25 protein-coding genes and 1 pseudogene are annotated in these 26076 nt (G+C 70.8%); 12 read left to right on the top strand and 14 right to left on the bottom strand.

Going from position 1 to position 26076, the window contains the following annotated elements:
• Positions 1–15 precede the first annotated feature (15 nt).
• Positions 16–1164, bottom strand: coding sequence for a signal recognition particle-docking protein FtsY (gene ftsY / locus FIV43_RS02725; protein WP_141012887.1), 1149 nt, complete (start codon positions 1162–1164; stop codon positions 16–18).
• Between the two features lie 125 nt (positions 1165–1289).
• Here ftsY and FIV43_RS02720 point away from each other — a divergent pair, with 125 nt between their 5' ends.
• Positions 1290–1919 carry a sulfotransferase family protein gene (locus FIV43_RS02720; RefSeq protein ID WP_141012886.1) on the top strand — a complete coding sequence of 210 codons (630 nt, stop codon included), beginning with the start codon at positions 1290–1292 and terminating at the stop codon, positions 1917–1919.
• Between the two features lie 31 nt (positions 1920–1950).
• Here FIV43_RS02720 and FIV43_RS02715 read toward each other — a convergent pair whose 3' ends face one another.
• The 5 genes from FIV43_RS02715 to FIV43_RS20775 all read right to left on the bottom strand — a co-directional run bounded on the left by FIV43_RS02715 (position 1951) and on the right by FIV43_RS20775 (position 6079).
• On the bottom strand, positions 1951–2988 hold the full coding sequence (locus tag FIV43_RS02715) for a glycosyltransferase (RefSeq protein ID WP_141012885.1): 1038 nt from the start codon (positions 2986–2988) through the stop codon (positions 1951–1953).
• On the bottom strand, positions 2985–4115 hold the full coding sequence (locus FIV43_RS20780; protein WP_181407659.1) for a glycosyltransferase family protein: 1131 nt from the start codon (positions 4113–4115) through the stop codon (positions 2985–2987). The genes FIV43_RS02715 and FIV43_RS20780 overlap by 4 nt, the downstream gene beginning before the upstream one ends.
• On the bottom strand, positions 4115–4915 hold the full coding sequence (locus FIV43_RS02705) for a hypothetical protein (RefSeq protein ID WP_141012884.1): 801 nt from the start codon (positions 4913–4915) through the stop codon (positions 4115–4117). The genes FIV43_RS20780 and FIV43_RS02705 overlap by 1 nt, the downstream gene beginning before the upstream one ends.
• Before the next feature lie 82 nt (positions 4916–4997).
• Positions 4998–5306: a hypothetical protein gene (locus FIV43_RS02700; RefSeq protein ID WP_141012883.1), complete on the bottom strand. Its 309-nt coding sequence runs from the start codon at positions 5304–5306 to the stop codon at positions 4998–5000.
• Positions 5306–6079 carry a sulfotransferase gene (locus FIV43_RS20775; RefSeq protein ID WP_181407658.1) on the bottom strand — a complete coding sequence of 258 codons (774 nt, stop codon included), beginning with the start codon at positions 6077–6079 and terminating at the stop codon, positions 5306–5308. The genes FIV43_RS02700 and FIV43_RS20775 overlap by 1 nt, the downstream gene beginning before the upstream one ends.
• Before the next feature lie 16 nt (positions 6080–6095).
• Here FIV43_RS20775 and FIV43_RS02690 point away from each other — a divergent pair, with 16 nt between their 5' ends.
• On the top strand, positions 6096–8849 hold the full coding sequence (locus tag FIV43_RS02690; RefSeq protein WP_141012882.1) for a stealth conserved region 3 domain-containing protein: 2754 nt from the start codon (positions 6096–6098) through the stop codon (positions 8847–8849).
• A 7-nt stretch (positions 8850–8856) separates the two neighbouring features.
• On the opposite strand, the gene FIV43_RS02685 is transcribed toward FIV43_RS02690, so the two are convergent.
• Positions 8857–9906 (bottom strand): sulfotransferase family protein, encoded by a 1050-nt coding sequence (locus FIV43_RS02685; RefSeq protein WP_141012881.1) that lies wholly within the window; start codon positions 9904–9906, stop codon positions 8857–8859.
• A 351-nt stretch (positions 9907–10257) separates the two neighbouring features.
• On the opposite strand from FIV43_RS02685, the gene FIV43_RS02680 reads away from it, so the two are divergent.
• The 9 genes and pseudogenes from FIV43_RS02680 (at position 10258) to FIV43_RS02650 (ending at position 18383) form a co-directional block, all read left to right on the top strand.
• Positions 10258–10695 carry a class I SAM-dependent methyltransferase gene (locus FIV43_RS02680; protein ID WP_231123647.1) on the top strand — a complete coding sequence of 146 codons (438 nt, stop codon included), beginning with the start codon at positions 10258–10260 and terminating at the stop codon, positions 10693–10695.
• A gap of 8 nt (positions 10696–10703) precedes the next feature.
• Complete coding sequence (locus FIV43_RS02675; protein WP_141012879.1) at positions 10704–10913, top strand: hypothetical protein; 210 nt, start codon at positions 10704–10706, stop codon at positions 10911–10913.
• 81 nt (positions 10914–10994) lie between these two features.
• Positions 10995–12284 (top strand): nucleotide sugar dehydrogenase, encoded by a 1290-nt coding sequence (locus tag FIV43_RS02670; RefSeq protein WP_141012878.1) that lies wholly within the window; start codon positions 10995–10997, stop codon positions 12282–12284.
• Positions 12175–12777, top strand: a pseudogene (locus FIV43_RS23660) (hypothetical protein); the annotation flags it as partial. The gene FIV43_RS02670 and the pseudogene FIV43_RS23660, both read left to right, overlap by 110 nt.
• Positions 12778–12818: 41 nt before the next feature.
• Positions 12819–13178 (top strand): hypothetical protein, encoded by a 360-nt coding sequence (locus FIV43_RS21865; protein WP_231123645.1) that lies wholly within the window; start codon positions 12819–12821, stop codon positions 13176–13178.
• A 20-nt stretch (positions 13179–13198) separates the two neighbouring features.
• Positions 13199–14149, top strand: coding sequence for a GT-D fold domain-containing protein (locus FIV43_RS20770; RefSeq protein WP_231123644.1), 951 nt, complete (start codon positions 13199–13201; stop codon positions 14147–14149).
• Positions 14146–15501: a hypothetical protein gene (locus FIV43_RS02660; RefSeq protein WP_141012876.1), complete on the top strand. Its 1356-nt coding sequence runs from the start codon at positions 14146–14148 to the stop codon at positions 15499–15501. The genes FIV43_RS20770 and FIV43_RS02660 overlap by 4 nt, the downstream gene beginning before the upstream one ends.
• A complete protein-coding gene (locus FIV43_RS02655; RefSeq protein ID WP_181407655.1) occupies positions 15498–17525 on the top strand; it encodes a glycosyltransferase family protein in 2028 nt (675 codons plus the stop codon). Before FIV43_RS02660 ends, FIV43_RS02655 begins: the two co-directional genes overlap by 4 nt.
• Before the next feature lie 114 nt (positions 17526–17639).
• Complete coding sequence (locus FIV43_RS02650) at positions 17640–18383, top strand: class I SAM-dependent methyltransferase (protein WP_141012874.1); 744 nt, start codon at positions 17640–17642, stop codon at positions 18381–18383.
• Here the strand turns inward: FIV43_RS02650 and FIV43_RS02645 are convergent.
• Complete coding sequence (locus FIV43_RS02645) at positions 18374–18562, bottom strand: hypothetical protein (protein ID WP_141012873.1); 189 nt, start codon at positions 18560–18562, stop codon at positions 18374–18376. The two genes, FIV43_RS02650 and FIV43_RS02645, sit on opposite strands and share 10 nt — an antisense overlap.
• A gap of 113 nt (positions 18563–18675) precedes the next feature.
• Between FIV43_RS02645 and FIV43_RS02640 the strand changes: the two genes are divergently transcribed.
• Positions 18676–19734 carry a hypothetical protein gene (locus FIV43_RS02640; protein WP_141012872.1) on the top strand — a complete coding sequence of 353 codons (1059 nt, stop codon included), beginning with the start codon at positions 18676–18678 and terminating at the stop codon, positions 19732–19734.
• Positions 19735–19744: 10 nt separating this feature from the next.
• Here FIV43_RS02640 and FIV43_RS02635 read toward each other — a convergent pair whose 3' ends face one another.
• The 6 genes from FIV43_RS02635 to rpmF form a co-directional block, all read right to left on the bottom strand.
• Positions 19745–20194, bottom strand: coding sequence for an acyl-CoA thioesterase (locus tag FIV43_RS02635; protein ID WP_141012871.1), 450 nt, complete (start codon positions 20192–20194; stop codon positions 19745–19747).
• The gene (smc, locus tag FIV43_RS02630) at positions 20194–23802 is read right to left on the bottom strand and encodes a chromosome segregation protein SMC (protein WP_141012870.1); all 3609 of its coding nucleotides are present in this window, start codon (positions 23800–23802) and stop codon (positions 20194–20196) included. Before smc ends, FIV43_RS02635 begins: the two co-directional genes overlap by 1 nt.
• A gap of 185 nt (positions 23803–23987) precedes the next feature.
• Positions 23988–24185 carry a hypothetical protein gene (locus FIV43_RS02625; RefSeq protein WP_141012869.1) on the bottom strand — a complete coding sequence of 66 codons (198 nt, stop codon included), beginning with the start codon at positions 24183–24185 and terminating at the stop codon, positions 23988–23990.
• Between the two features lie 79 nt (positions 24186–24264).
• Positions 24265–25134: a bifunctional DNA-formamidopyrimidine glycosylase/DNA-(apurinic or apyrimidinic site) lyase gene (gene mutM, locus FIV43_RS02620; RefSeq protein WP_141012868.1), complete on the bottom strand. Its 870-nt coding sequence runs from the start codon at positions 25132–25134 to the stop codon at positions 24265–24267.
• Between the two features lie 13 nt (positions 25135–25147).
• On the bottom strand, positions 25148–25840 hold the full coding sequence (gene rnc, locus FIV43_RS02615) for a ribonuclease III (protein WP_231123643.1): 693 nt from the start codon (positions 25838–25840) through the stop codon (positions 25148–25150).
• 38 nt (positions 25841–25878) lie between these two features.
• Entirely contained in the window at positions 25879–26064 is a 186-nt protein-coding gene (gene rpmF, locus FIV43_RS02610; RefSeq protein WP_141012867.1) for a 50S ribosomal protein L32, read from the bottom strand.
• Between the last annotated feature and the right edge of the window lie 12 nt (positions 26065–26076).

Genomic DNA, 26076 nt, shown 5'->3' with positions numbered 1-26076 from the left:
ACGTCCCGGCGGGCCCTACCCGAGCAGGGCGTCGACGAAGGCGCCCGCGTCGAACGGCGCCAGGTCGTCCGCTCCCTCGCCCAGCCCGACCAGCTTGACCGGTACGCCGAGCTGGCGCTGGACCGCCACCACGATGCCGCCCTTCGCGGAGCCGTCGAGCTTGGTGAGTGCGATGCCGGTGACGTCGACGACCTCGGAGAACACCTTGGCCTGGACGAGGCCGTTCTGACCAGTGGTCGCGTCGAGGACCAAGAGCACCTCGGTCACCGGGGCCTGCTTCTCGATGACGCGCTTGACCTTGCCCAGCTCGTCCATCAGGCCCTGCTTGTTCTGCAGCCGTCCCGCCGTGTCGACCACGACCGTGTCGACGCCTTCGTCGACGCCGCGCTTCACCGCCTCGAACGCGACGCTGGCGGGATCACCGCCCTCCGGCCCACGGACCACCTCGACGCCGACCCGCTCCCCCCAGGTCGCCAACTGCTCGGTGGCGGCGGCGCGGAAGGTGTCTGCGGCCGCCAGCAGGGTGGTGCGCTCCTCGGCGACCAGGATCCGCGAGAGCTTGCCGACCGTGGTGGTCTTACCGGTGCCGTTCACGCCGACCACCAGCACCACGCCCGGCTTGCCGTCCGCGCCGCTCACGTCGAGCGAACGGTCCAGCGTCGGATCGACCAGCGTGATCAGCTCCTCACGGAGGATCTCCCGGGCCGACGCCCCGTCGGCGCCGCCCTCCACCCGCATCCGGGTGCGCAACCGGTCCACCAGCTCCTGGGTCGGTCCGACACCGATGTCGGCACCGATCAACAGATCCTCGATCGCCTCCCAAGTGTCCTCGTCGAGGTTGTCGCGGCTCAGCAGACCGAGCAGACCACGCCCCAGGGCGCCCGACCCGGCGAGGCGCTGGCGGAGCCGGACCAGACGCGAGGCCGGCTTCTCGGGCTTCTCGAGCGTGGGCGTGGCGGGCTCGGCCGGCGCCACGGGCTCCTCGACGAGTTCCTCGGGCGCGACCTCCGTCTCGGGTGGTGCGGCGGTCGTGGCCTCCTCGGGTGCCAGCACTCCTGTGTCGCCCGCGGGAGGCGTCGAGCGACGACGCCCTCCGGCGAGGAAGCCGATGAGGACCAGGACGCCCAGCACGGCGATCCCGATGACGAGGTAGAGCCACTCCATGGGGTCATCCAATCAGCCGACACCCCGCGCTCGTTCGGCGCGTCCCTGGCACGCCGAACCACGTCGGCGCCCACCTGCTGCGGTAGTTTCGCATCCCCGTCATCTGCAGAGGAGACCGTCGGACCATGGCAGGTCAGCCGAGAACCGCGAGCCCACCGGCGATCCGGCTCTACGACGAACCGCTCCTCGAGGAGCCGCGCACCTACGTCGTGATAGGCACACCACGCGGCGGTACGTCCCTGATCGGTGGACTGGTCCGACTGTGCGGGCTGCCGTTCGGCGAGGGCCTGCTCGACAACCACGAGGACCCGGCGTTCAACTTCGAGGCCATTCAACGCAGCGGGCAGGACCCGGCCACCACGCTGCGCCAGACGGTTCGCCAACGCAACGCCGCCCACCCGGTGTGGGGATGGAAGTATCCACGGGCCAGCCGCTACCTGGATGCGATCCGTTCCGACCTTCGCAACCCGCACCTCCTGGTCGTGCTGCGCGACCCGGTCGCTGCAGCCGGACGCCACCGAGGGGCCGACGGTGGGCGTCGCAGTGCGATCCACCTGCAGCACGAGCGGCAGGTCGTCAACGTCGAACTGATGGAACGCTGGCAGGTTCCCACCCTGGCGATCAGCTACGAACGCGGCGTGGACCAACCGGTTCGGCTGACCCGGCAGATCGCCCGCTTCCTCGGCACGCCCGCACCCGACAAGGTGCGGGTCCGGGAGTTCGTCCGTCCCGGTACCTACCAGAAGATCAAGTGAACGCGCCGCGCTGACGAACCGCCTCGACGCCTCAGCGCTCCCCCGTGCCTTCGAACGCGGCGATCCGGCTCCACAGCGAGTCGAGGAACGCCCCGAACCCGGCCTGCTCACGCTCGAGACCGAAGTTCCCCGTGACCGCGTAGCCCGCTGAACGCAGACTGTCGATCCTCTCCTCGGAGGCCTCGGCCAGTGCGGCCAGGGCGCCTCGATAGTCGTCGACCGCGCCGAAGCCGACCATCAGGCAGTTCTCATCCGGCCGGCAGTAGTCCATGTTCCCGCCGGCGTCCGGCGTGACGACCAGGCTTCCGGCGGCCATCGCCTCCAGACCGGGGAGGTAGGTCCCCTCCTCGCGGTTCGGCGTCGACAAGAAGACGTCGGACCACCCGTAGTGCTGGCTCAGCTCGGTCCAGTCGACGGTGTGCCGGATCGCCCGGAACTCGAACCGCTCATCACCCTCGAGGACGCGGGCGACCGCGTCGCCCACCTCGTTCTTCCACGTCGTGTAGAGGACGCGCAGCGGACGCCCGCGCACGCCCCCCACGCGGTGTCGGCCGAACGGCGCCAGGTCGTGACCGAGGGTGTTCTCCCACAGCAGCGCACGCGGGTCCACCCAGGGACGGATCCGCTCTCCGATCACCGGACTGGTCACGATGCGCGACGCCGGTCGGGTCAGCAACCGCAACGCATAGCCGGAGAGCCAGAACGGGTTCGTGTGGCGCACGTTCTGGACGAGGTGGATCATCCGCTCGGGCGATGCGCCCTCCGGCAGCGCCGGCCGCACCATGTCGTAGTCACGCGGGTGCGCGAACAGGACCAGGGAGTCGGGTCCCATCTCCGGTCGACGCCCCCGGGAGAAGGTGACCCCGTCGTCGCGGCACAGAGCTCCGATCCGTTCGATCGCGAGCACTCCCTCGCCGGGACGATGGGCAAGCGGCGAGATGATCTCCACCGCGTAGCCGAGCGCACGGGCGTGGAGCCCGTAGTCCAGGGTCTTCACCACGCCGCCATACGGGTGGTAGGTGTGCGTCCAGATGTACAGCTTCCGCTCACCGGTGGGTGCGATGGTCACAGGAGCTCCTCGAGCAGCTGCTGGAGCGGCGCAGCGGCGACCGCGGGCGCGAACACCTCGTGCGAGACCCGCACCGCCCCGTCCCGCGCCGACTTCAGTGCCGCCTCGTCCTCCCCGATCCCGCGGAGCACGTCGGTCATCTCCGCGGCGTCGTCGCCCTGAACCAGCCAGCCGGCGCCGTACTGCCGGATGATCGGACTCACCTCGGTGAACGGCGGATGCAGGACGGGAAGCCCGCCGGCGAGAGCGACGACCGACCTCGTCACCATCGCCAGCTCCCGTTCCGGATTGCGCGCGAAGATGTCGAGGCTGAGATCGAATCCGGACATCAGCGCACGGAAGTCGCCGAAGCGCAGGCTCTGGTGGCTGGTCACGGCAGGATGCTCGAAGAGCCGACTCAGTTCCTGAGGCGTCTCCTCGCGAGTGACGCGCTGGCCCCAGTGCCGCGCGACCAGCAGGTCCAGCGTCAAGATGCCCTCGTCCAGCAGCGGCAGCACTGCGGAGGTCCACGCTCCGGGCCGCGACCACGGCTGGAGGTATCCGGTGGCGATGGCGCGGAGCGGACCATCACGCCGCGGAGCGGGTGGCATCGGTGGAACGCCGGGGTTGACGACGGCGAGCGGGAGGTCGGGGACCCCGCTGCGTTCCATCCACTCACGGACGTACGGCAGCTTCTTCGCGCCGTTGGATACGACCGCGTCGCTGCGCGCCAGCGCCGCCGACTTGCGCACTCGCAGCTGCCACAGAGCTTCCTCGAGATCGTCGCGTGCGACGTTCTCCGACATCTCCAGCACCTTGGGAGCGAAGAAGTCGTAGATGAGCCGGCACCGTCCGAGGTCACCGAGCGCCGGCGCATGGTTGGAGTTGCAGATCACCAGTGCGTCGATGGACTGCGCGCGCACGTACTCCGCGATCCGCGTCGGGCGTAGCGCGATGGCACCTGAGGGGGTCGGCGGCGGCAGGGCGCGACCCCAGACCGATCCGGCCAGGCCGGGCTCGATGATCACCACGACCTCGCAGCCGAGCTCACGCAGTCCCTCCGCCATTCCCCACGCACGCAGGCCAGGTGCGGCGACCGGCATGCCCATGCCGGGAACGACGTCGTTGGCGAGGATCGCGACCCGCATCACAGCCGACCTCCCTGCAAGGAGGTGGCGCTCAGCACGACGGCCCGTGAGAGGAGGTCACCCGGCCAACGGACAGAGCGCAGCTCATCGACGTGCAGCATGCCACCGAACGCGGCGTTGAGCTCGTCGACCAGCGTCGAGATCCGAGGGTTCGCCCCGCCGTCCGGAGCGTCGACCACGTGGGCGACCACGATGAACGTGCCACCGGGGTGCAGCAGATCCCGCGCGCGGGCGAACTCGGCCATCCGGCCCGCCCGGTCCTGACCGCCGTCAGGCAGCCGTGCGACCACCACGTGTGGGCTGGGGCCATCGGTCGGCGGGTCACCGACGGCGAAGGTGGCCCGTGCGCAGCGCAGGGCCGTCGTGACCGGACCCGCCAGGTCAGCCGCGCCGCCGAGGAACCCGACCAGCGGCCGGGATTCCATCGTCGCGATGGCATCACCGACCTCCTGCTGCACGACCTCCGCCACGTCGTAGAGCCGCGCCTTCCCACGATGGCGCTGATCCGATCCTGAGCCCGACCCGCTGGCCCACACAGCCTCGGCCAGGTCGTAGCCCTGCGTGAGCTCGGCACGAACCTCGAGACGCTCATCGATCAGACGATCGAACGGCGTCAGGTGGATCAGGAGCGGATGGTGAAGGGCCCCGATGACCTCGGTCGCCACCAAGTCGTGCGGCAGCGTGACGGTCAGCGGAAGGGCTCTGAATCGCTCCCGGTTGAGCTCACCCCACGGGAAGCTGAGAGCGTCCTCCACGACGACCTCGCGCGCATCTGCGAGCGCACGACCGAGCTCGCTCAACGACGTGTTCCAGCCGTCGCGACCGCGACCTCCGTCCGGCCCTTTGCGGCCGGTCCACAACAGGATCCGGTCTGGCCCACCATCAGCCATCAGGCTCGCCCAGGTACTTGTCGCGGAGGGTGCGGAAGCCGCCGTACCTCCGCAGCAGCGGACCAGCCGGGGAGCGGTCCAGCCGGCCCAGCAGCCACATCAGGTCCGTGCGCGCCTCGTCGAGTGCGGCCGACGGAGCCTGCTTCTCTCGGAGCCGCTCGAGCGTGCGCTGCGCGGCGGTCCGCGCCTCGTCTGCCGCGGCGAGTCGCGCACGCAGGTGCGCGACCTCGTACCGCAGGAGCTCGTTCTCCATCTGCAGGTCGCCCACCGCGGTCGCCTCGGCGCGAATAAGTGGCTCCATCACACGGCCTCCTCGGTGTCGGTCAACGATTCCAATGTCTCCCACGTCTCCCGGACGCGGTCGGCGACATCATCGGAGATGGTGCGCAGCGGCGCCGAGCGGCGCCCGGTCACGGCAGGGTCGAAGACCTCGGCAGCGGATACGTCGGCCAGGCTGAGCCCCAGCCGCTCGTTCACCCGCCGCACCACGGGGTATCCGTCGACGACCTGCTGGTGGTTGATGACGAGGCAGTCATCGCGGTGGGTCCGCACGAAGTTCACCAGTCCACGGTTGTAGGTGTCCCACAGACGCAGCCCGTGGTCGGGCTCGCTGAAGAACCGTCGGTGATCGGCCTCATTTCCCCGACCGTGCAGCAGGTCGTCGGCCTGGCGGGTCTCCAGGGACCGCACGCACTCGGCCGGATCGCGGTAGACGACGAGGAACTTCGCGTCGGGCAGCAGATAGTTCCAGGCGCCGAGGAACAGGCACACCCGCGGGTCCTTGAACCCCCACGTCGAATAGGCCAGCTCGCGCTTACGGATCAGGGCGACCATCGCCCGCCAGTGATCAGGACCGATGAAATGTGGGAACGCCGCGTCCCACTGCCAGTCCGAGCCGTGACGCTCCAGGATCGCCCGATGCAGTCGAAGGAACTCGGTGTCCTCGAAGTGGCCGTAGGGATTCGAGGGACGGCTGCCGAGAAGCTCGTCGCCGACGAAGAGCCCGGCCTCAACCAGCAACTGCGTCACCAACGACGTTCCACTGCGGTGGAACCCAGCCACGATCAGCTGCATCTGTCCTCTCCGTCCGATGTGTCCGGCTCCTCCGGCGCTTCGCCGGAGACTACCCGAGCACCGTGCTGGTACCGCGCACACCTCGAACGGCCTGTCGCTGGGCGCCGGGCGTGGGACAGGTGACCGATCCCGGCCTCCGGGGCGGGCGCGGGCTAGGCTGGCGCCGGATCGTCGGATCTCGGTCGACGGCGGGAGGGAGTGGTCCGTGCGGGGGATCGACTGGGGGCGTTCCCGGACGCGCCGCAACCGCGTCACGGTCGCTCTTCTGGTGCCGCCCGTCGGGCCCGCCAGCGACCTGATGCGCACCACCGTGCTGCGCGCCAACGCCCTGATCCAGGACCACGAGGTCGAAGTCGTCGGCGTCGGCCGAGCCGTGCCACGGCCGGCGGACCTCGAGCCCGACATCGATTTCCGCACGCTGGAGGGCGCTGCGACCGACGCCGGGCTCGCTGCCCTCTCCGCGGACATCCTGGTCACCTCGACCGCCGGGCTGCTCGCGAAGGCCTCGCTGCTCTGCCGACGCGACGCTGCGCTGATCCACCTGGAGACGACCGTTCTCGGCGAGACCGAGGCGGAGACCCTCGCGGCCTTCGCCTCCCGGGCGGACGCCATCGTGACGCCGACCGCATCGGGGCAGGACCGACTGCGCGACCTGCTCGGGCCGGTCGCGAGCCGAGTCCGGCTCCTGCCCTCCCCCGCGCCTTCGGCGCCGCGCTCAGCGCTCGAGCGGCCGGTGGTCCTCGCGGTGGGGCGAGCGGACGGCACTCGCCAGCACGACCACGCGGTCCGCGCATTCGGTCGCGTGGCCGACCAGTTGCCGGGGTGGCGGCTCCGCCTCATCGGCTCCGGCCCGGGGCGGGGCCGTCTCCAGGCGATCGCCGATCGCGAACGGTTCGGCGACCGGATCGAACTGGCCGATACCGTCCGCATGGACGCGGAGCTGAGCGCGGCATCGATCGGTCTGCTCACCTCCCGCAGCGAGGGCGACCAACTGGCCCTGCTGCACGCGATGTCGGCCGGACTGCCAGTCATCGCCTACGACTGCCCGACGGTGCCCTCCGAGGTCCTCACCCACGGGGTCGATGGCTATCTGACCCCTCAGGGCGATGAGGCGGCGGTGGCCGAGCGCCTACTCCTCCTCGCGCGCGACGCAGACCTTCGTGCCAGGGTCGGCGAGGCGGCGCTCGCCACAACCCGACGTTTCGCGCCGGCGTCCTTCGAAGCGGGATGGCGGGAGATCGTGAGCGAAGCGAGGGCGTCGCGCCGCTTGTCGCCCGCGGTTGCCACGAAGGAGCCGGGCCCGATGCTCGACATCAGGCCACCGACGGTCACACCGCAGCAGTTCCGTGCGGACCTGCTGAGCGTTGTGGTCCGCGAGTTCGCCGTCATCGACGGATGGTTCGTCCTGCCAGGGCGCGACGGGCAACCGCCGACCGTCGTCGTCCCCGACGACCAGCGCGCGAGCGCCATCGAGGCGCTCGGCCGGGCGGGACTGCCCGACACGGTCAGCCTCGCGATCACCGAGAGCGACGGATGGCAGGTGGGACGCGGAGCGGTTGCGGCGATGTGCCGGTCACTTCCCCGGATGATGGTTCGCGGACTCAGCCTCGAGCCGTGGCCCGACGTCGAAGGTGCACGATCGCACCTGTGCGACGGATCCGGTCTCCGCGCCGAGTTCTGGCTGCGCGACCACGACGGGGTGCTCCATGCCCCGGGACCCAACCCGTTCGTCCGTCGGGTGCGGCCCGATCACGTCGGCACGATCTCCGTCGAGGGCGTAACGGCTCCGGGCCTCTCAGTCCTGGCAGGCCCGTACTACGACGAGTGCCGGTTCCCGATCGACGCCGTGTTCACCTGGGTGGACGACGGCGACCCCGACTGGCACTCGGCGAAGTCGCGCGCGCTGTCAGCGGCCCCGCAAGGCGCCGGAAACGACGCTTCCTCCGGCGACGCACGCTTCCGCAATCGCGACGAGCTCCGCTACTCGTTGCGCAGTCTCCACACCTTCGCGCCGTGGATCCGGACGATCCACCTGGTCACCGCCGGCCAGCGTCCCTCCTGGCTGGTCGATCATCCGCAGGTCCGGCTGGTCGACCATTCCGAGATACTCCCTGCCGACGCGCTCCCCACGTTCAACTCACACGCGATCGAGACGGCGCTGCATCGCATTGAGGGATTGAGTGAGCACTTCCTCTACTTCAACGACGACTTCTTCCTCGGCCGGCCACTCACGCCGGAGGCGTTCTTCACCGCCGGCGGGCTCCCGAAGGTGTTCACGGCTCCGGGTCCGATCGGCGTTCCCGGGAGCGACGATCCGCCGTTCGAGGGCGCCGCAGCCCTCAACCGGGCCCTCCTGCACGAGCGGTTCGGCGCAACCATCACCCAGCACCTGCTCCACATCCCCTACCCGCTGACGCGCAGCCTGTTGGGCGAGGCGGTCCACACCTTCCCCACCCAGGTCGAGCGGACCGCCCGCGCCCGGTTCCGCTCCAGCACGGACGTGTCGCTCGTGTCGTCGTTGGCTCCCCATTTCGGGATGCTGGCCGGCACCGCCGTCGAGTCCCTGCTGCCGACACGCTTCGTGGACGCGAGCCGGCCCAACCTGCCCGGCGTGCTGAGCGATCTCCTCGATCGCGAGCTCCACACCTTCTGCATCGGCGACCACCACGCGTACGCGCTCCCCCACGACGAGGTGGACCGACTGCTGGCCGGGTTCTTCGACCAGTACTTCCCCGTGCGAGCGCCGTGGGAGCGCGAACCGACGAGCTGAGCCTCGTTCAGCGCCGGGGCCGGAACCGCGCCAGCCAGGCGCGTGCCCGCTGGGAGGGACGTGCCGCGAGGCGGGCGTTCTCGCACTCCAGACGCTGTACCTGCTGGCGGAGGCGGCGTACCTGCTGGCGCCGCTCAGCCGCGTCCACGGTGCGCTGGTCCATGGTCAGGTCGCTGGCCAGGCCGTAGAGAGCGTCGTAGCGCTGGTGGAGGTCGTCGAGGAGATCCAGGACCACCCCGTCCTCGGGGTCCGCGACGAGGCCCTCGGCGGCCGACCAGAGCTCCTCGGCCAGATCGCGCACCACGGAGTGCACGGACATCTCGTCCCAGCTCACCTTGCTGCGGTGCAGAGAGGAATCGATGAAGTCGTCGATCGCATGGGGGGCGTCGGTGACGTCCCTCGTCACGCCCAGTCCCAGTGAGCGGTCGGCGTGGCGCAGGGCGGTGCGCCAGTCGGACATGAGGTCGACGTAGCTGACGAACGCTCGGCGGTCCCCACGGGTCGCCCGCTCCGTCACCAGCAAGGCATGGCACCAGGAGGCGACGTTCGCGGTCTCCCGCGCCCGACGGAGCTCGGCGCTCTGCCCGACCAGGTAGTGCGTCTCCCGCGAGCGGGCCACCTCCGCCGGGTGACGCAGCATCGTCAGGAACGCGATGTCCAGGCCGGCGGCTGCGGCCGAGTCACGCCAGAGACGATGGAACCAGAAGGTCCGCGGGTCCTTCACGACGAGATCCTGTGCGGCGGTCGACGACGTGAGCCACTCGGTGAGCCGGACGACGGCGGTCTCGGCTGCGGCATGTTCCTGCGCCAGTTCCAGTGCCCGCGGCCGTACGTCGTTGGTGCGCACGCCCGCGCCGGTGAGCAGAGCCTCGTGGAAGTCGACCACCCACTGGGGCTCGTAGAAGCCGCGGGGGTTGCTGTCGTCGGCAGGCACCTCGGGTTGCGGGACGGACATCCCCAGCCTGGCCAGGGCCCCCGCGACCGTGCTCGTGCCGCTCCGGCCCGCCCCGACGACGAGCAGCAGCTGGGGGCGCGTGGGCTCGACCTCGTTTGTCACGCCCGTCATTCTCGCCGAGCCGGCGCCGTGCGCGCGCGGTGCCCCGGTCACCGGCGCGCCGGGCGTCCGCCCGGAGCTAGCCTGATCGCGAGACCATGTCCGACCGCTTCGCGTGGTGGCGCTGACTCCGAAAGGATGAACCGCTGTGGATCAGCACGAGATCGATGACCTGTTCGCCGCGCACTGGCGACCAGGATGGGGTTCGGTGGCGGCCGACGAGGTGCCCCACTTCGAGGAGATGATCCGGCGTCACCGTCCGTCGAGTTTCCTCGAAGTGGGCACCGCCTCCGGTCTGTCCGGCGGGATTCCTGCCGCCTCCTCGAGGAGAACGGTGGCGAGTCCTTCACGACGTTGGACCACGACAACACCTTCTTCGGCGACCCGACCGAGGCGAACGGCTTCTTAATCGAGCAGATCTACCCCGTGGGCGCCGTACGGGTGGACCAGCGTCCCTTCACCACCACCCTGGATCTACCCGAGCTCGGCGAGCACTTCGACATGGCATTCGTCGACGCCAACCACCAACATCCCTTCCCGACACTGGACACCCTGCTCATCCGCCCGTTCCTCCAGGGCTCGAGCATCGTCCTGCACCACGACCTGAAGCTGTACAAGAACCAGGAGATCCCTTCGGCATCGGACCGAAGTACCTGTTCGACCAGCTCCCTGACACGCATCGAGGCCTGTTCGATGGCAACCAGGAGAACCTCTTCTGGCTCGATCTCAGCCTCGCCCTCGAGGAGTTCGAGAGGTCCGCCACGGACGCGCTCCTCCTCCCCTGGTCGCTGAGGACCCGAATGCCGGCCCGCCTCGTGGACAGGGTCACCGACCTGCTCGGCACCCACTACGCGCCGGCCGTCGCCGAAGCCTTCGCGACCGGCGCCGCGCGCTACAACCGGCCTCTGCGCGCCCGCGAGATGAAGGCGACTCCGCGCGAGGGCGAAGGACCAGCGCCACCGGCCGCCGGCGAGACCCGCTCCGTGCTCGAGCGTCTTCTGCGGCGCTGACCCCAGCATCCGGGTGACTCGACCGGTGGGTGGGGGCGCAGTAGGTGGTAGAACTGCGGCCATGCCTGGAGTGGTGCGCTGATGGATCCGGTTGCCCGTTTCCGCGACGAGGCCTGGACCGCGGGGGTGATCGGACTCGGGTACGTCGGTCTCCCGCTGGCGGTCGCCGCGGCGGACGCCGGGCTCGACGTCATCGGCTTCGACATCTCTGACGCGCGCGTACGAGCCCTGGAGGGCGGCCACTCGCACGTCGGCGACGTCAGTGACGCCGAGTTGGCAACCGCGGTCTCCCGCGGGGTCAGGTTCACCACCGACGCGTCCGAGCTGAGCAAGGCCGACGCGATCTTCATCGCTGTGCCGAGTCCACTGGGACGCAACCGCCAGCCCGATACCTCCTTCATCGAGTCCGCCGCAAAGACCCTCGCCGAGGTCGCCCGGCCCGGCCAGCTGATCTCGCTGGAGTCCACCACCTATCCCGGCACCACCGAGGAGATCATCGTGCCTGCCCTCGAGGCAGCCGGTCTGGTGCTGGACCGCGACGTGTTCGTCTGCTTCTCGCCCGAGCGGGTCGACCCGGGCAACACCCTGCGGACAGCCGACATCGCGAAGGTCGTCGGCGGGGTCACGCCCCTGTCCGGCGAGGTGGCGGCGGCGGCGTACGGCAGGCTCGTCGTCTCGGTCCACCAGGTCTCGACCGCCCGCGCGGCCGAGCTGACGAAGCTCCTCGAGAACACCTACCGTGCGGTCAACATCGCGCTCGCCAACGAGCTGGCACAGATCTCGCACGCCTTCGACGTCGACGTCTGGGAGGTGGTCGACGCGGCCGCGACCAAGCCGTTCGGGTTCCAGGCCTTCTATCCAGGCCCGGGCGTCGGCGGACATTGCATTCCCCTCGACCCTCAGTACCTGGCCTGGCGGGCCCGCGAGAAGCAGGTGACCACTCGCTTCATCGACGTGGCCGAGGACATCAACGTGCACATGCCGGACTGGGTGGTCGAACGGATCCGGGATGTCCTGAACGAACGCGGTCTAGCGGTGAACGGCACGTCCATCCTGCTGGTCGGCATGGCCTACAAACGCAACATCTCCGACGACCGCGAGTCCCCCAGCGTCGATGTCATGCACCGCCTGGGGAGACTGGGCGGGCGCCTCGGGCTCCTCGACCCTCTGGTCGACCCCGACACGCTCGCGCGCCATGGCCACGAGGTGGTCACCGAGGTCACTCCGTCGACCTGGGACCTGGCCGTGGTGCTGACCGACCATGACGGGCTCGACTACACGGCCCTGGCCGCCCAGGTCCCCGTCGTGTTCGACACGCGCGGCGTGTACCGACGGCGCGGGGTGGAGGCCGCGAATGTCGTCCTCCTATGATCCGGCCATGACCCAGCAGCCTCGGACCTCGCAGGGTCGGCCGGAAGCCCCGTGGATCTTCGTCGGGGGCACGGGAAGGTCAGGGACCACGGTCACGGCCGCCGCGTTGGCGAAGACCCAGGCACTGACACAGTCGCCGACCGAGCTGCGTTTCCACATCGACCGGGACGGACTGCTCGACCTCGCCAGCGGCGACACCACGCTCCAACGCTTCCGGGAGAAGATGCTCGGACGCTGGTACGTGCACCGCAGTGGTCTGGGTGGCATCCGTGGCGTGAGCAACTACATCGAGCGCGACCGCCTGGTCCAGATCCTGGACGGTCCGCTCCCGCACGACCAAGGCCCGAGATCGGTCGCCGCCGTGTTGTGGACGGAGCTCGTGGGCGCCATGTTCGGCCCTGGTCGCTTCGTCGAGATGACGCCGGGCAACATGGCGCGCGCCGACGATCTCAGCCGCCTGCTCGACCACCGCGCCGTGATGATCAACGTCGTGCGGGACGGACGTGACGTCGCCATGTCGCTGACCCGAATGGGGTGGGGCCCGACGACCCGATCGCCGGACTCCACTGGTGGGCCCATCGCGTCCGCCTGGCCGACAAAGCCCGCCGACTGTGCGCCTCGCCCTTCCTCTCCGTTCGACTGGAGGACCTCGCCACCCAAGGTGAGCAGTCCCACTGGGCGGCCGCGCTCGCTGACCATGTCGGAGTCCCGGTCGAGGAGATGGAAGCAGCGATGGCGACCTTCAGCCCCGACGTGGTCAAGTCGGGCGGATGGCGTGAATCGATCCGGGCCCGGCGTCAGGCCCGGATCGATGCTACGTACCGCGACCTGTGGATCGAGCTGCGCGACGAAGGAGTCGAGGGTCTACCGGCGGCACCGGACCAGGCCGGCTGATGCCACATTACGGCGGAGAGGTGCCGTTCCCGCTGTTCGATCACGCGGATGCGATCGAACGCATCAAGGCAGCTGTCGCGGCGCGCGAGCCGTTCAGCATGATCCGGGTCGGCGACGGCGAAGCGGTCACACTCTCGATCGACGACTCCGCATGGCTCCAGGACCTCGACTACTTGAGTAGTCACTGGGGGGCCGAACGGGTGACGCTCGCGGCAGTGAAAGAAGTGCAGCTGGATCTTCGTGAGGCCCTGCGAAACGCCGACCTGATCGGTCTGCGCGACGACGTCGTCAACGCGACGATGCCGATCGAATTGCTCGATCGGCCCAGCGCGGAGACCGCGGCGTACGTGCGCAACGAGTTTCCTTTGCGCAGCAACGAACGTCAGGTCCTGAGTGACATCGGGGGCCGGCGGCTCGCGATGGTCAACGCACGGATGCGTGAGCGGGAGTGGGCGCCGCACCAGCAGTTCTGCAGCGCGTGGATCCATTGGGAGCTGCTGGCCTCCGGCGCACTCGACGAGATCCTGGATGCCGCACCCGCCGTCGCCCTGCTGACCTCCAAACCCGAGTTGGGGGCTGTGGTCCGTGAGCGCTTCGGTGTGAGGGTGTCGGTGATACCCGTTCCCGACAAGTACGTGGAGGTCCCGATGTCGGCAGCGCACGTGCCTGATCGCTACCGGGTGATCCAGCGCGAGCTCGACCTCGAGCCCGGCACGCTGGCCCTGGTCGGAGCCGGCATCCCCGGCAAGGCGTACTGCCACTGGCTCAAGGACCGGGGATGCGTCGCGCTCGACATCGGATCTGTGACGGACGCGTGGGTCGGCAAGCCGTCACGCCCGCTCGTGCTGGCCTCCCGTTTCGGTGTGCCCGGCGGCAACTCCGTGCCCGACGAGCTGCGCCTCGGTCCCGGCACGCCCCCGACCGCACGAAGACTGACTCCCCGTTGGAAGCCCGAGCGAGCGCGCCCATGACGCCCCCCATCCTGGTCCTGGGCTCTCCCCGCTCGGGAGCCGCTGCGGTGGCCGGCCTGCTCGTCCGCGCCGGAGGGGCGCGCACGGCGGAGTTGCTGCCGCCCTCGGAGACGCAACCGATGGGCGCCTTCGAGACCTACGGCATCAGCCAGGCTCACCGCGACCTGCTCGCGCAGATGGATCGCGATGTGACCTGCCCACCGAGCGCGTTCGAGCCGGACCGGCTCGACCTCTCGTCCCTGGCCGAGCAGCTGCGACTACACCAGGACATCGACCAGCCCTGGTTGGTGAAGGACCCTAACCTCACCTTTCTGCTTCCGGCATGGCGAGCACTCGGGGTGGAACGCGTGCGCCTGGTGGCCGTCGTCCGGCAACCGGCCGACGTCATCAGGTCGCTGGTCCAGCACGACGGCCTCACCCAGCTGGCGGCGGAGGCCCTCGTCGAGGCACACCTGAACCGCCTCGCCGCCCTCGCCATCGACGCGCCGATGGCCGTTGTCGAGTTCGGAGCGGATGCCGACACCGTGCTGGGGCAGGTGCGAGCCGTCGCGGAAGCACTGGAGCTGCGGTGGAACACCTCCGGCGAGAGCGTCTACGACCCCGGCCTGGTCAAGCAGCGGTCAGCGCTTCGCGATCCCACGCCCGCCTTCACGCGTCTGGTCGAGGCGGCGAGCCCTCCGGGCCGCCTCTCGGAGGTCGACCTCGCCACGCTCCCTGCTGCCCCACCACACCCCTGGCCCCTACCGACGCATGCCGGACCACAGCACGTCCGGCGGCGGCGCAAGCTGTGGCGACTGGCGGAGTTCTCGCCGACCGATCACGCCCACGTCGTGGAGGTCGACGTCTCCGATGTCGACCAGACCGCGATCCCGGGACCGCCCGGCATCGAGGTGCAGCGCATCGTCGCCACCGACCCGAGCCACCTCGGCCGTGCGTTGGGCACAGCTACCGCCTCCCCCGACGGGCTGATCGTCACGGCGATGACCGATGGTCTCCCCTCCTCCGACGTCGAGCTCCTGCTCCGGACCGCGCACGCCCACACGGCACCGTACGCAGAGCTCGTGCTCGACCTCCCTGAGCCGGCGGAGGCGCTCAGCCACGTGGTGCCGGCGCCGACCGGTGGACCGACTCGGGTCGATGTCGAGGAGGCGGCAGAAAGGACCGGCTGGCGCGTCCGACGCTCCGCGAGGATCTCGCCCGGCTGGATCGGCTTGGTGCTGGACAAGACCCCGGAGTCGAGCGCTGCTTCGCGCGGAGCCCTTGACGAGGAGGTCGAGACGCTGAGGGACCGCGTCGCGGCGCTGGAAGAGGTCGTCAACCGGCCGGTCAGACGCTGGCGATGGCGCCGATGACCGCGCGGACTCCGTTGGTCACGATCGTCGCAGTCCTCGAGCGTGGATTCTCCGAGCGCTTGGTGGACACCCTGGACCGAACCATCGACGGCGAGCGGCACGAGCTCGTCGTGGTCGCGAACGGGGTGGCGCCTGCCGTCGTGCCCGATCTGACCTCGTGGCCGGGGGCACTCCAGCTGATCGTCAATGACCAGCGCGTTCGCCTCGGCCCGGCCACCTGCCAGGCCATCCGGGCGTCGACAGGTGAGTTCATCGTGCTCGCGCACGACGACCTCGAGGTGCTGGAACCGCGGTGGCTCGACCAGCTCGTGGAGGGATTCACCGACGGTGTGGTCGCCACCGGTCCGGCCGCGGGAGCCGCCTACTTCGAGCCGAGCAACGGCGGAGCGCGACCGGTCCCCGCCCCTGCGCGATCGGGCGAGGCGCCGGTGATCACGGGGTGCCTGGCGATACGACGATCCGACCTCCTCGCCACGCTTCCCGGCGATCTGGCCCCGGCGGCGACCGAGTGGGATCACTGCCTGCGCCTGGGAGCGTACGGCCGACTCGCCGTCATCGACCGACCGCTGGTGCGGCTCCATGGCGACGGCTTCCGTGAGGTCTCCCGCCGAGATGGGCGCACCCAACGCAACGCCGACCTCCGATCCTTCAACCGGATCTGGGGCCCGAGCCTCCTGCGACGCCTGCGCGAGGAGGTCAGCGACGACACGCAGACGTTCTTCCGCGCGCCCGGTTCGCTCATGCTCAAGCTCGTCACCGGCTCGCCGGCTCAGGGGGAACCCGTGAGCGCCGCACTCACCGAGCAGGCGCAGGCCGCAGGGTGGAGCACGACGACAGGAAGACCACCTTCGGCTGACCTGGCCATCGCGCTGGGTCCGCCTAAGGACGTGCAGTGGCTGGCGGGGCAGGGACTCTCGGTGGCGGCCGTGGTCGACGACGTGGCCGGTTGGACCAGTAGCGGCGCTCTCGATGCCGCGCACGTAGTACTCGCCGGCGACGACCGCACGGCGGCCCGCCTCGAGGCCGCCTGGGGCAGCGGGAACGTCACCGTCGAGCCGCGGTTGCGGCAGCCCGGCCCGGGGCTGCTGCGCGTCCTGCGTGATGCCGCGCGACCGCGGCCCGACACCCTCCGGATCGGCGTCAGCACCTGCGCGCCGGACTGGCCCACCGCCCGGTTCTGGGGGGACACTCATCTCGCCCGCGGCCTGGGGCGGGCGTTGCGGCGCTGTGGCCACGAGGCAGTCGAGCTGACCGTCGACGACTGGGAGCGTCAAGCCGCCGCCGCGTGTGACGTCGTCGTCCATCTGCGTGGCCTGCGTCGCCGTCCGGCTGCCACCGGACAGTGGAACGTGCTCTGGGTGATCAGCCACCCGGACCGCATCGAACCCGGCGAGTGCGACGAGTACGACCTGGTGGCCTCGGCGAGCGCACAGCATGCCGAGCAGCTCTCCCAGCAGCTCCGCCGCGAGGTCTATTACCTGCCGCAGGCCACGGATGCCGACACGTTCCGCATCGGTCCCACCTCCGCTGCCTACGATGGAGCGGTGCTCTACGTTGGCAACGCCCGATGGCCACACCGACGGGCGCCCCGCTGGCTGCTGCGCACCGGGTGCGACTTCGACCTCTACGGCAAGAACTGGGAGGACTTCCCCGAGGCACGCTTCGTCCGCGACGAGTACATCGCCAATCGCGACCTCCCGGCCGCGTACCGCTCGGCGGCGCTCGTCGTCGCCGATCACCACGGCTCCATGCGGACCAACGGATTCGTCGCCAACCGGCTCTTCGACGTGCTCGCGTCCGGGGGCGTGGTGCTCTCTGACAACGTCCCCGGGTTGTCCCTGCTCTTCGACGATCTGGTCCCGACGTACCAGAACCCCGACGAGCTGCGTGGCCAGGTCCACCGACTGGTCGCCGAGCCCACCCGACGTCGTGAGCTCGCGGCGTCCGGTCGCGACCTGGTCCTGAGAGAGCACACACTCGACCACCGAGCCTTCAGGCTGCTCGAGCTGCTCGACTCGCTCTGAGCACCGTCCGTCCACGCAGCCTCGGGATGCCTCCGATGCCCGAGTCGGCCCGCAACGCTGGGAGAACCATCGTCTAGAGTGCCCGTGACCGCCACCCAGGGAGGACCTTCTCGGATGCTCACACGGATCGCCGCCAGCCTGCGGAACCGATTTGGCAACAGCGTTCCTTCCCGGCAGCCGATCCCCCTTCCTCCGGGAGAGCTGCGCATGGGTGGTCGCCACTTCAAGGACGACGAGGCGTTCGTGCGGTCGGCGACCGAGGATGTCCGCCGCCTCAATGAGTTCGGGCTGCAGAAGGACTCTCGTCTGCTGGACTGGGGCTGCGGGGCGGGTCGTCTCGCCGTCGGCGTACGCGAGCGTTGGGGACGCATCGGGCTGTACCACGGGGTCGACGTCCAGAAGCGACTGATCGACTGGGCCGAGGAGAACCTCACCGCACCGGGCTTCACCTTCAGCTTCGTCGACATCGCCAACGCCCGCTACAACAAGCGGGGTGCGCAGGACCACTCGATCCCCGGCGCAACCGGCGACTACGACGCGTTCTACGCCTACTCCGTCTTCAGCCACATGCTGAGCGCCGAAGCCCGTCCCTACCTGGCCGAGATCCGGCGGTTACTCTCCGACAACGGGTTCGCGTTCTTCACCGCGTTCGTCGAGGACAGTGTGGTCGACGAGGCGGAGAACCCGGAAGGCTACGGCCCCATGGAGTGGCGTGGCCCCCTGCACTGCGTGCGATTCGAACGCAGCTTCTTCGACACGATGGTCACCGAGGCCGGCCTGACGATCGACCGATTCGAGCACGGCAACGAGACGGACGGACAGTCCATGTACGTCGTCCGGCCGGCCGGTCAGCGCTGACGGAGCAGCTCGACCTCGTCCTCGTCGAGGGTCGGGGCACCGCTGGCGGCCCGGCCCATGGCGTCGCCCAGCCACGGCACGCCCGGCACCTTCTCCCCGCGGTGGGGATAGGCGACGTAGAGGACGACACCTCCGGCGACGAGCAGGCAGACCAGCATCGCGAGCGTCAGGTACAGCACGCAGTTCCTTCCGAGTGATCCCCCGGGCGCGAACGGGCCCCCGCGGTCGAGGTGAACGGTACCGGCGCTCCGGTGACGGGGCTGCATCGGTGGCGCCACGATACGGTGGCCCGGTGGAGCTGGCGCCCTTCGACCTCACCGTGCACATCGGCAGTGGGAAGACCGGCACGACCTCGCTGCAGGCCTTCCTCGCGGACAACCGGGAGGAGCTGGTCCGCCGGGGCTGGCTCTACCCGCGGACGCCCGGCCCGGCCCGGCACGTGCAGTTCGGCATGTTGATGATGCCCGACAACGAGCTGACGCAGTACCGCGCCTGGAAGCGCAGCGGGGAGACCGACCCGGAGGCCTTCCGCCGGCGCGTCCGGCGCCGGCTCCTCTCCGAGATCGGCGAGGCGGCCGTCGACAACGTGCTGATCTCCGATGAGGGGATGTTCAGCTCATCCCCCCGCCGGATCGCGCAGGTCCGCCGGTTCGCCGACAACCGTGCCCGGTCGCTGCGGCTCGTCGCCTACGTCCGCCGCCAGGAGGACCACCTGCTGAGCCGCTACCAGCAGGTCGTGAAGATGGGCAACACCGCCCGGTTGACCGAGTGGTACGCCGCCAACGGGGGCCGGATGTACGACTACCACGCGGTGCTGCGGCGCTGGCGCGACGGCGCCCGCGCCGACGCGCTGGTGGTGCGCCCGTTCGAGCGTGCGAAGTTCCACCAGGGGTCGCTCTACCAGGACTTCGTCGACGCGGCCGGGATGGGGATCCGGGCCGACCAGCTCGTCGCGCCCAGCGACCGCAACGAGAGCCTGTGCGCGGAGGCCGTCGAGCTGCTGCGGCTGATCAACCTCTTCCGGATCGAGGAGCAGGGCGCGGAGCCGTGGCAGATCACCAACGCGCCCCTGGTCCGGACGCTCGCGATGGAGTCCGGCCCGACGCTCAGCCTCCCCCGGTCCGACCTCGACGCCTTCATGGCGCGGTGGGAGGAGCCCAACCGTCGCGTCGCCGAGGAGTTCCTCGAGGAGGAGGACCGCCCGCTGTTCTCCTCACCGAGCAGGAAGGAGCGGGTGGACGTCCAGCGCCTGGACCCCGCCCGCCTCGACTACTACCTGCCGTTGCTGGGCCTCCCCGAGGCGGAGTGGGCCGGCATCCGCCGGGTCGCCGAGCGCGAGGCCGCGGCCTGACTCCCGGGGGTCAGCGCAGCAGCGGCGTCACCGCGTCCCGTACGACGTCCGGCAGCGGCGTGACCGGGCGGGCCGGGTCGGTGTTGTCGACGTACACGTGCACGAAGCGGCCCTCGGCCCGAGCCAGCGCGCCGTCGTCCTCGGGGTCGCCCTGGAACAGGCCGACCCGGTAGATCACCGAGGAGGTGCCGACCTTGTCGACCACCAGCCCGAGGTCGATCGGGTGCGGGTAGCCCGCCTCGGCGAAGTACCGGCAGGAGACCTCGGCGACCACGCCGATCGCGGGCAGGGTGCGGATGTCCGTCCCGGTCGCCTCGGCCAGGTGCGCATTGACCGCGGTGTCGATGAGGTCGAAGTAGCGGGCGTTGTTGAGGTGGCCGTAGACGTCGTCGTCGGACCACCGCGTGGTCGCCTGCCGCCAGGTGACGTAGTCGGCACGGGTGGGTCGTTCGACGGGCATCAGACGGATTGCTCCTCGCGCAGGCGTTGGCTGATCACGGCGGAGACGCCGTCCCCGCGCATGGTCACACCGTAGAGCGCGTCGCCCACCTCCATGGTCCGCTTCTGATGGGTGATCACCAGCAGCTGCGAGTTCTCCCGCAGCTCCTCGTAGATCTCCAGCAGCCGGCCGAGGTTGGTGTCGTCCAGCGCGGCCTCCACCTCGTCGAGGATGTAGAAGGGCGAGGGCCGGGCCTTGAACAGCGCCACCAGGAACGCCACGGCGACCAGGGAACGCTCGCCGCCCGAGAGCAGTGAGAGCCGCTTGACCTTCTTGCCCGGGGGCCGCGCCTCGACCTCGACGCCGGTGGCCAGCATGTCGCTGGGGTCGGTGAGCACGAGCCGGCCCTCGCCGCCGGGGAAGAGCCGCGCGAACGTCTGGTCGAACGCGGCGGAGACGTCGGCGTAGGCCTCGGTGAAGACCTGCTCGACCCGGGCGTCGACGTCCTTGACGATGTCGAGCAGGTCCTTGCGGGTGGCGCGCAGATCCTCCAGCTGCTCGGAGAGGAACTGGTGCCGCTCCTCCATCGCGGAGAACTCCTCGAGCGCCAACGGGTTCACCTTCCCCAGTTGGCTGAGGGCGCGCTCGGCGGCGCGCAGGCGCTTGGCCTGCTCCTCGCGCACGTAGGGGACGGTGCGCTGCGGGCGCTCCGCGTCGGCGTCCGGCGCATCCTCGGTCTGCTCGCCGGGCTCGTGCCTGGTCGGGGTGGCCGGGTCGTCGAGCACCGGGACCGGCTGGTCCGGGCCGTAGTCGGCGACCAGGGCGTCGGGCTCCAGGCCGAGGTCCTCGAGCGCCTTGCTCTCCAGCTGCTCGATCCTCATCCGCTGCTGGGCCCGCGCCATCTCGTCGCGGTGCACCGAGCTGACCAGCTCCTGCAGCTCGCGGTCCAGGTCGCGCAGCGCGCCGCGGACCCGGCGTAGGTCGTCCTCACGACCGCGACGGGACTCCTCGACCACGCCGCGCTCCGCGGAGGCCCGTTCGATGGACATCTCCAATCGGGCCAGGATGAAGTCCGCGGCGCGGGCGACTGCCTCACCCGCACGGCCCTCACGCCGCAACCGCTCGCGGCGTTCGGCCGCACGGGCACGCGCCTCACGTTCGGCCGCCGCAGCCCTGCGCATGCCGTCCACCCGTCCGTGCAGGGCGCGACCGCGCTCCTCGGAGGTCCGCAGCGCCAGACGTGCGTCCATCTCGGCCTGACGGGCGGTGCGGGTGGCCTCGACCAGCCGCTCCTGGTCGGTGGTGTCCGGCTCGTCCTCGTCGGTCTCCTCGGCCTTCTCCAGGCGCTGCTCGAGCTCGGCCAGGCCGACCAGTGCCTGCTCGCGTGCGGACTCCGCCTTGGCGATCGCCTCGGTCATCCGCTCCGCCTCGGCGCGCGCCGAGCGGGCCAGCGAACCGTGTTGGCCGAGCTCCTCGGCCACGGCCGCCAGGGTCGCGTCGGACTCGTGCAGCTTGGCGAGCGCGACGTCCACCCGACGCTGCGCCTCCTCGCGCTCGGTCTGCAGCCGGGCGAGGTCGAAGCCGAGACGCTCGCCGGCCGCGGTGGCCTCGGTGAGCGCGGCGGCGGCCTCGTCCACGGCTGCCTGGATCTCGATCAGCGATTGCTTGGCCCCCGACCCTCCGGCCGCGTAGTGGGCGCCGAACAGGTCGCCCTCGCGGCTCACCGCGACCACGTCCGGCAGCTCCCCGACCAGCCCTCGCGCGGCGGCCAGGTCGTCGACCACGACGGTCTTGTGCAACAGCCGGGTCAGGCCGCCCCGCACCGCGTCCGGGCAGTCGACGACGTCCACCGCGTACGTCGTACCGGTGGGCAGTTCGGGCCAGTCCGAGCGGTCGGCGAGGTAGCCGCCGAGCAGCAGGCCGGCCCGCCCGAGGTCCTCGTTCTTCAGGTGGCGGAGCGCACCCACCGCTGCGTCGGCGTCGGCGACGGCCACCGCGTCGGCGGCGGCGCCGAGTGCGGTGGCGACCGCGGCCTCGTAGCCGGAGCGCACGGTGACCAGGGCGGCGACGGAGCCGAGGAGTCCGGAGACCTCGTCGTCGGCGGCGAGCAGGGCGCCGGCGCCGTCGCGCCGGTCCAGTCCCAGCTCGAGGGCCTCCTTGCGGGCGCTCAGGGCGGACTTGTCGCGATCGGCCTGCTGGGCCTCCTCGCGCACCTTGCTCTCGCGCTCGGCGAGGTCGTCCAACGCGGCGACCGCCGCCTCGTGCTCGGCGTCGAGCCCCTCCTCCCCGGCGTCGAGACCGGCGACCCTGGTCTCCAGCGCGGTGAAGTCCCGCTCCGCCCGGTCGGCGCGCGCCGACGCCTCGGTGCGCGCCGTCTCCAGGCGTCCGATCTCGTCGGCGGCCGCACCCGCCCGGGACTTCAGTGCGTTGACCTGGCCGTGCAGCCGGGCCAGGCCCTCGCGTCGGTCGGCGGCCGCGCGCAGCAGCCCGGCCACCCGGCGCTCCTCCGCCGCTGCCGCCTCCTCCGCGGCCCTGCGCGCGGTGACCGCATCCTCCAGTGCCGTTCGCTGGTCGGCGATGGTGGCGGAGAGCTCCGCCTCCTGGGCGGCCAGCCGCTCGGCCTCGGCCTCCATCTGGTCGGGGTCGCGGGAGCGGTCGCCCCCGGCGCTCTCCTCCCCGGCCGCCGTCGCGTTGCGGACCCGCTCGCGGGCCAGGCTCTGGGTGCCGCGGAACCGCTCCCGCAGCGCGGTGAGCGAGCCGAGGGTCTCCTGCGCGGCCGAGAGTGCCGGGAGGTCCTCGCGCAGTGCCGCCTCCAGGGCGGTCTCCTGCTCGCGGCCAGCGGCGATCGCGGTCTCGACCTCCGCCCGCCGGGCGGTCAGCACGCTCTCATCGGCGAGCTCCTGCTCCAGCGCGGTGGTGGCGGCGACCAGGTCGTCGGCGAGCAGCCGGGCGCGGGCGTCGCGCACGTCGGCCTGGACGGTCGCCGCACGACGGGCGACCTCGGCCTGGCGGCCCAGCGGCTTGAGCTGACGGCGGATCTCGGCGAGCAGGTCGTTGAGCCGGTTGAGGTTGCCGTCGGTGGAGTCCAGCTTGCGGAGCGCCTTCTCCTTGCGCTTGCGGTGCTTGAGGACCCCGGCCGCCTCCTCGATGAAGCCGCGCCGGTCCTCGGCGGTGGCGTGCAGGATCGTGTCGAGCTGCCCCTGCCCGACGATCACGTGCATCTCGCGACCGATCCCCGAGTCGCTGAGCAGCTCCTGCACGTCGAGCAGCCGGCACCCGGTGCCGTTGATCGCATACTCCGAGCCACCGGTGCGGAACATCGTCCGACTGATGGTGACCTCGGAGTAGTCGATCGGCAGCGCGCCGTCGGAGTTGTCGATGGTCAGCACCACCTCCGCGCGGCCCAGCGGCGGCCGCCCGGAGGTGCCGGCGAAGATGACGTCCTCCATCTTGCCGCCGCGCAGCGACTTGGCCCCCTGCTCGCCCATCACCCAGGCCAGCGCGTCGACCACGTTGGACTTCCCCGAGCCGTTGGGACCGACGATGCAGGTGATCCCCGGCTCGAGCTGGAGGGTGGTGGCGGACGCGAAGGACTTGAACCCCTTCAGGGTCAGGCTCTTCAGGTACAACGCGTGCTCCCATCTGTCCTCGGCGGTGCCGGTGCTGCGCGACGCGCCACCCGGGGGCGGTCGCCGAGGGGGAAGTCAGCGGTCGTCAGCCTACCTGCCGCCGTCCCCGGGGCGCGGGAACCCGCCGGAGGACCGGTGGACGCACGAAAGCCCTGCCCGCGGATCGCGGACAGGGCGTGGCGACCTCAGGCCGGCTGCATCTCCTGCGCCGGCTCGGTGAGCAGCTCGGCGGCACGCGCCGCCATCAGCCGGTCGTTCTCCTCCGAGAGGCGGAGGACGAGGGACTCCAACTCGGCGACCCGGTTGCGCAGTCGAGCGTTCTCGACGGCGAGACGGGGGTCGCGGAGGTCGCTGTTCAGGTGACCGATCAGCGCCTTGGCCATGTAGAGAACCTTCCGAGTGCGTTAGCGATGATCCACGAACATGGACCGTCTACAAGAGTCCCACCAAGCGGGCCGGGGGTCAAACCCGGCGACGGGGTCGCGGCACCGGCTGGCAGCGGGGGCAGAAGTAGGAGGAGCGGTTCATGAAGGCGACCCGCCGGATCGGGGTCGCGCAGCGGTCGCACGGCTCCCCCTCGCGCCCGTAGGCGTGCAGCGAGCGGTCGAAGTAGCCCGACTCCCCGTTGACGTTGACGTAGAGCGCGTCGAAGGAGGTGCCGCCCTGGGCCAGCGCCTCGTTCATCACCGCGCGCACGTTGCCGAGCAGCTCGACCGCCTGGGACCGGCGCAGCCGGTCCCCCGCCCGCTCACCGTGCACGCCGCTGCGCCACAGTGCCTCGTCGGCGTAGATGTTGCCCACGCCCGAGATCAGGCTCTGGTCGAGGAGCAGACGCTTCACCGCACTGCTCCGCGACCGCAGTCGCCGCACGAACCCCTCGTCGTCGAAGTCCGGGTCGAGGGGGTCCCTGGCGATGTGCACGATCTCGGGCGGCAGCTCGGCGCCGCCGGCGGAGACGGAGAGGCCGCCGAACATCCGCTGGTCGACGAAGCGCAGCTCCGGCGCCGGCGCGCCGTCGGGGCCGCGCAGCGCGAACCGCACCCGCAGGTGCCGCTCGGCCGGCGCGTCCGCCGGCTGCACCAGCATCTGGCCGCTCATCCCGAGGTGGGCGAGCAGGGCGTCACCGTCGTCCAGCGGGAGCCAGAGGTACTTCCCACGGCGGCGCGCGGCGAGGATCGAGCGGCCGGTCAGCGCGGCCGCGAAACCGACGGGGCCATCGGGATGACGGCGCACGGGGCGCTCGTGGAGGACGTCGACGCCGGCGATCGTCGTACCGACGACGTGGCGTTCGAGGCCGAGGCGGACGACCTCGACCTCGGGGAGCTCGGGCACGCGGGCCGACCGCTCAGAGCCCGGCGGCGTCGGAGACGCCGAGCGTCGAGGCGATCTCGCCGTACGCCGTCTCGGCGGCGCCCTGCTCGGCCTCCTTCTTCGACCGTCCGGTGCCGTTGCCGTAGCGCCGGTCCCCGACCCGCACCTGCGCGGTGAAGGTCTTCTGGTGGTCCGGGCCGTCGTCCTCGATCACGTACTCCGGGACGCCGAGGCCGTGCTCGGCGGCGAGCTCCTGCAGGGAGGTCTTCCAGTCCAGCCCGGCGCCCATCGCCGAGGCGGCGTCGATCAGCGGGTCGAACAGCCGGTGCACCACGTCGGCGGAGACCGCGATGCCACCGGAGAGGTGGATCGCACCGATCACCGCCTCGACCGTGTCGGAGAGGATCGAGGCCTTGTCCCGACCGCCGGTGGTCTCCTCACCCCGGCCGAGCTTGATGTGCTCCCCGAGCCCGAGGTCGCGGGCGACGACGGCCAGCGCGCGGGCGTTGACCACCGCTGCGCGCAGCTTCGCCAGCCGGCCCTCCGGCAGGTCGGGGTGTTTGCGGTAGAGGGTCTCCGTGACCACCACCCCGAGCACCGCGTCCCCGAGGAACTCGAGGCGCTCGTTGGTGGGCAGACCGCCGTTCTCGTACGCGTACGAGCGGTGGGTCAGGGCGCGGTCGAGCAGCTCGGGGTCCAGCTGGGGATCCCCGAGCGCCCGACGCAAGCCGTCGTAGGAACTGATACCGGCCGCCTGGGAGACGGTCAGAGAACCTGGCGACGGTCGGCGCGGGCGCCGTACTGGCCGCAGGTGCCGCACGCACGGTGCGGGAGGTGCTTGGCGCCGCAAGCCGGGTTGGCACAGGTCACCAGAGCCGGGGCGACGGCCTTCCACTGCGAGCGACGGTGCCGCGTGTTGCTGCGCGACATCTTCCGCTTCGGAACAGCCACTGTCTTCTCCTC

The organism is Nocardioides sambongensis, from assembly GCF_006494815.1.
GTDB classification, from domain to species: Bacteria; Actinomycetota; Actinomycetes; order Propionibacteriales; family Nocardioidaceae; genus Nocardioides; species Nocardioides sambongensis.
The sequence above is the reverse complement of the archived record's forward strand: the minus strand, read 5'-3'. Positions and strand labels throughout refer to the sequence as shown.

Coding starts and splice junctions, on each gene's coding strand:
- ftsY (WP_141012887.1), bottom strand. CDS start 1,164: ATGGAGTGGCTCTACCTCGTCATCGGGATCGCCGTGCTGGGCGTCCTG.
- FIV43_RS02655 (WP_181407655.1), top strand. CDS start 15,498: ATGACCGCGCGGACTCCGTTGGTCACGATCGTCGCAGTCCTCGAGCGT.
- FIV43_RS20780 (WP_181407659.1), bottom strand. CDS start 4,115: ATGCGGGTCGCGATCCTCGCCAACGACGTCGTTCCCGGCATGGGCATG.
- FIV43_RS02635 (WP_141012871.1), bottom strand. CDS start 20,194: ATGCCCGTCGAACGACCCACCCGTGCCGACTACGTCACCTGGCGGCAG.
- FIV43_RS02690 (WP_141012882.1), top strand. CDS start 6,096: ATGTGTCCGGCTCCTCCGGCGCTTCGCCGGAGACTACCCGAGCACCGT.
- FIV43_RS02675 (WP_141012879.1), top strand. CDS start 10,704: ATGCCGGCCCGCCTCGTGGACAGGGTCACCGACCTGCTCGGCACCCAC.
- FIV43_RS02625 (WP_141012869.1), bottom strand. CDS start 24,185: ATGGCCAAGGCGCTGATCGGTCACCTGAACAGCGACCTCCGCGACCCC.
- FIV43_RS20775 (WP_181407658.1), bottom strand. CDS start 6,079: ATGCAGCTGATCGTGGCTGGGTTCCACCGCAGTGGAACGTCGTTGGTG.
- FIV43_RS02670 (WP_141012878.1), top strand. CDS start 10,995: ATGGATCCGGTTGCCCGTTTCCGCGACGAGGCCTGGACCGCGGGGGTG.
- FIV43_RS02700 (WP_141012883.1), bottom strand. CDS start 5,306: ATGGAGCCACTTATTCGCGCCGAGGCGACCGCGGTGGGCGACCTGCAG.
- FIV43_RS02650 (WP_141012874.1), top strand. CDS start 17,640: ATGCTCACACGGATCGCCGCCAGCCTGCGGAACCGATTTGGCAACAGC.
- FIV43_RS02660 (WP_141012876.1), top strand. CDS start 14,146: ATGACGCCCCCCATCCTGGTCCTGGGCTCTCCCCGCTCGGGAGCCGCT.
- FIV43_RS02720 (WP_141012886.1), top strand. CDS start 1,290: ATGGCAGGTCAGCCGAGAACCGCGAGCCCACCGGCGATCCGGCTCTAC.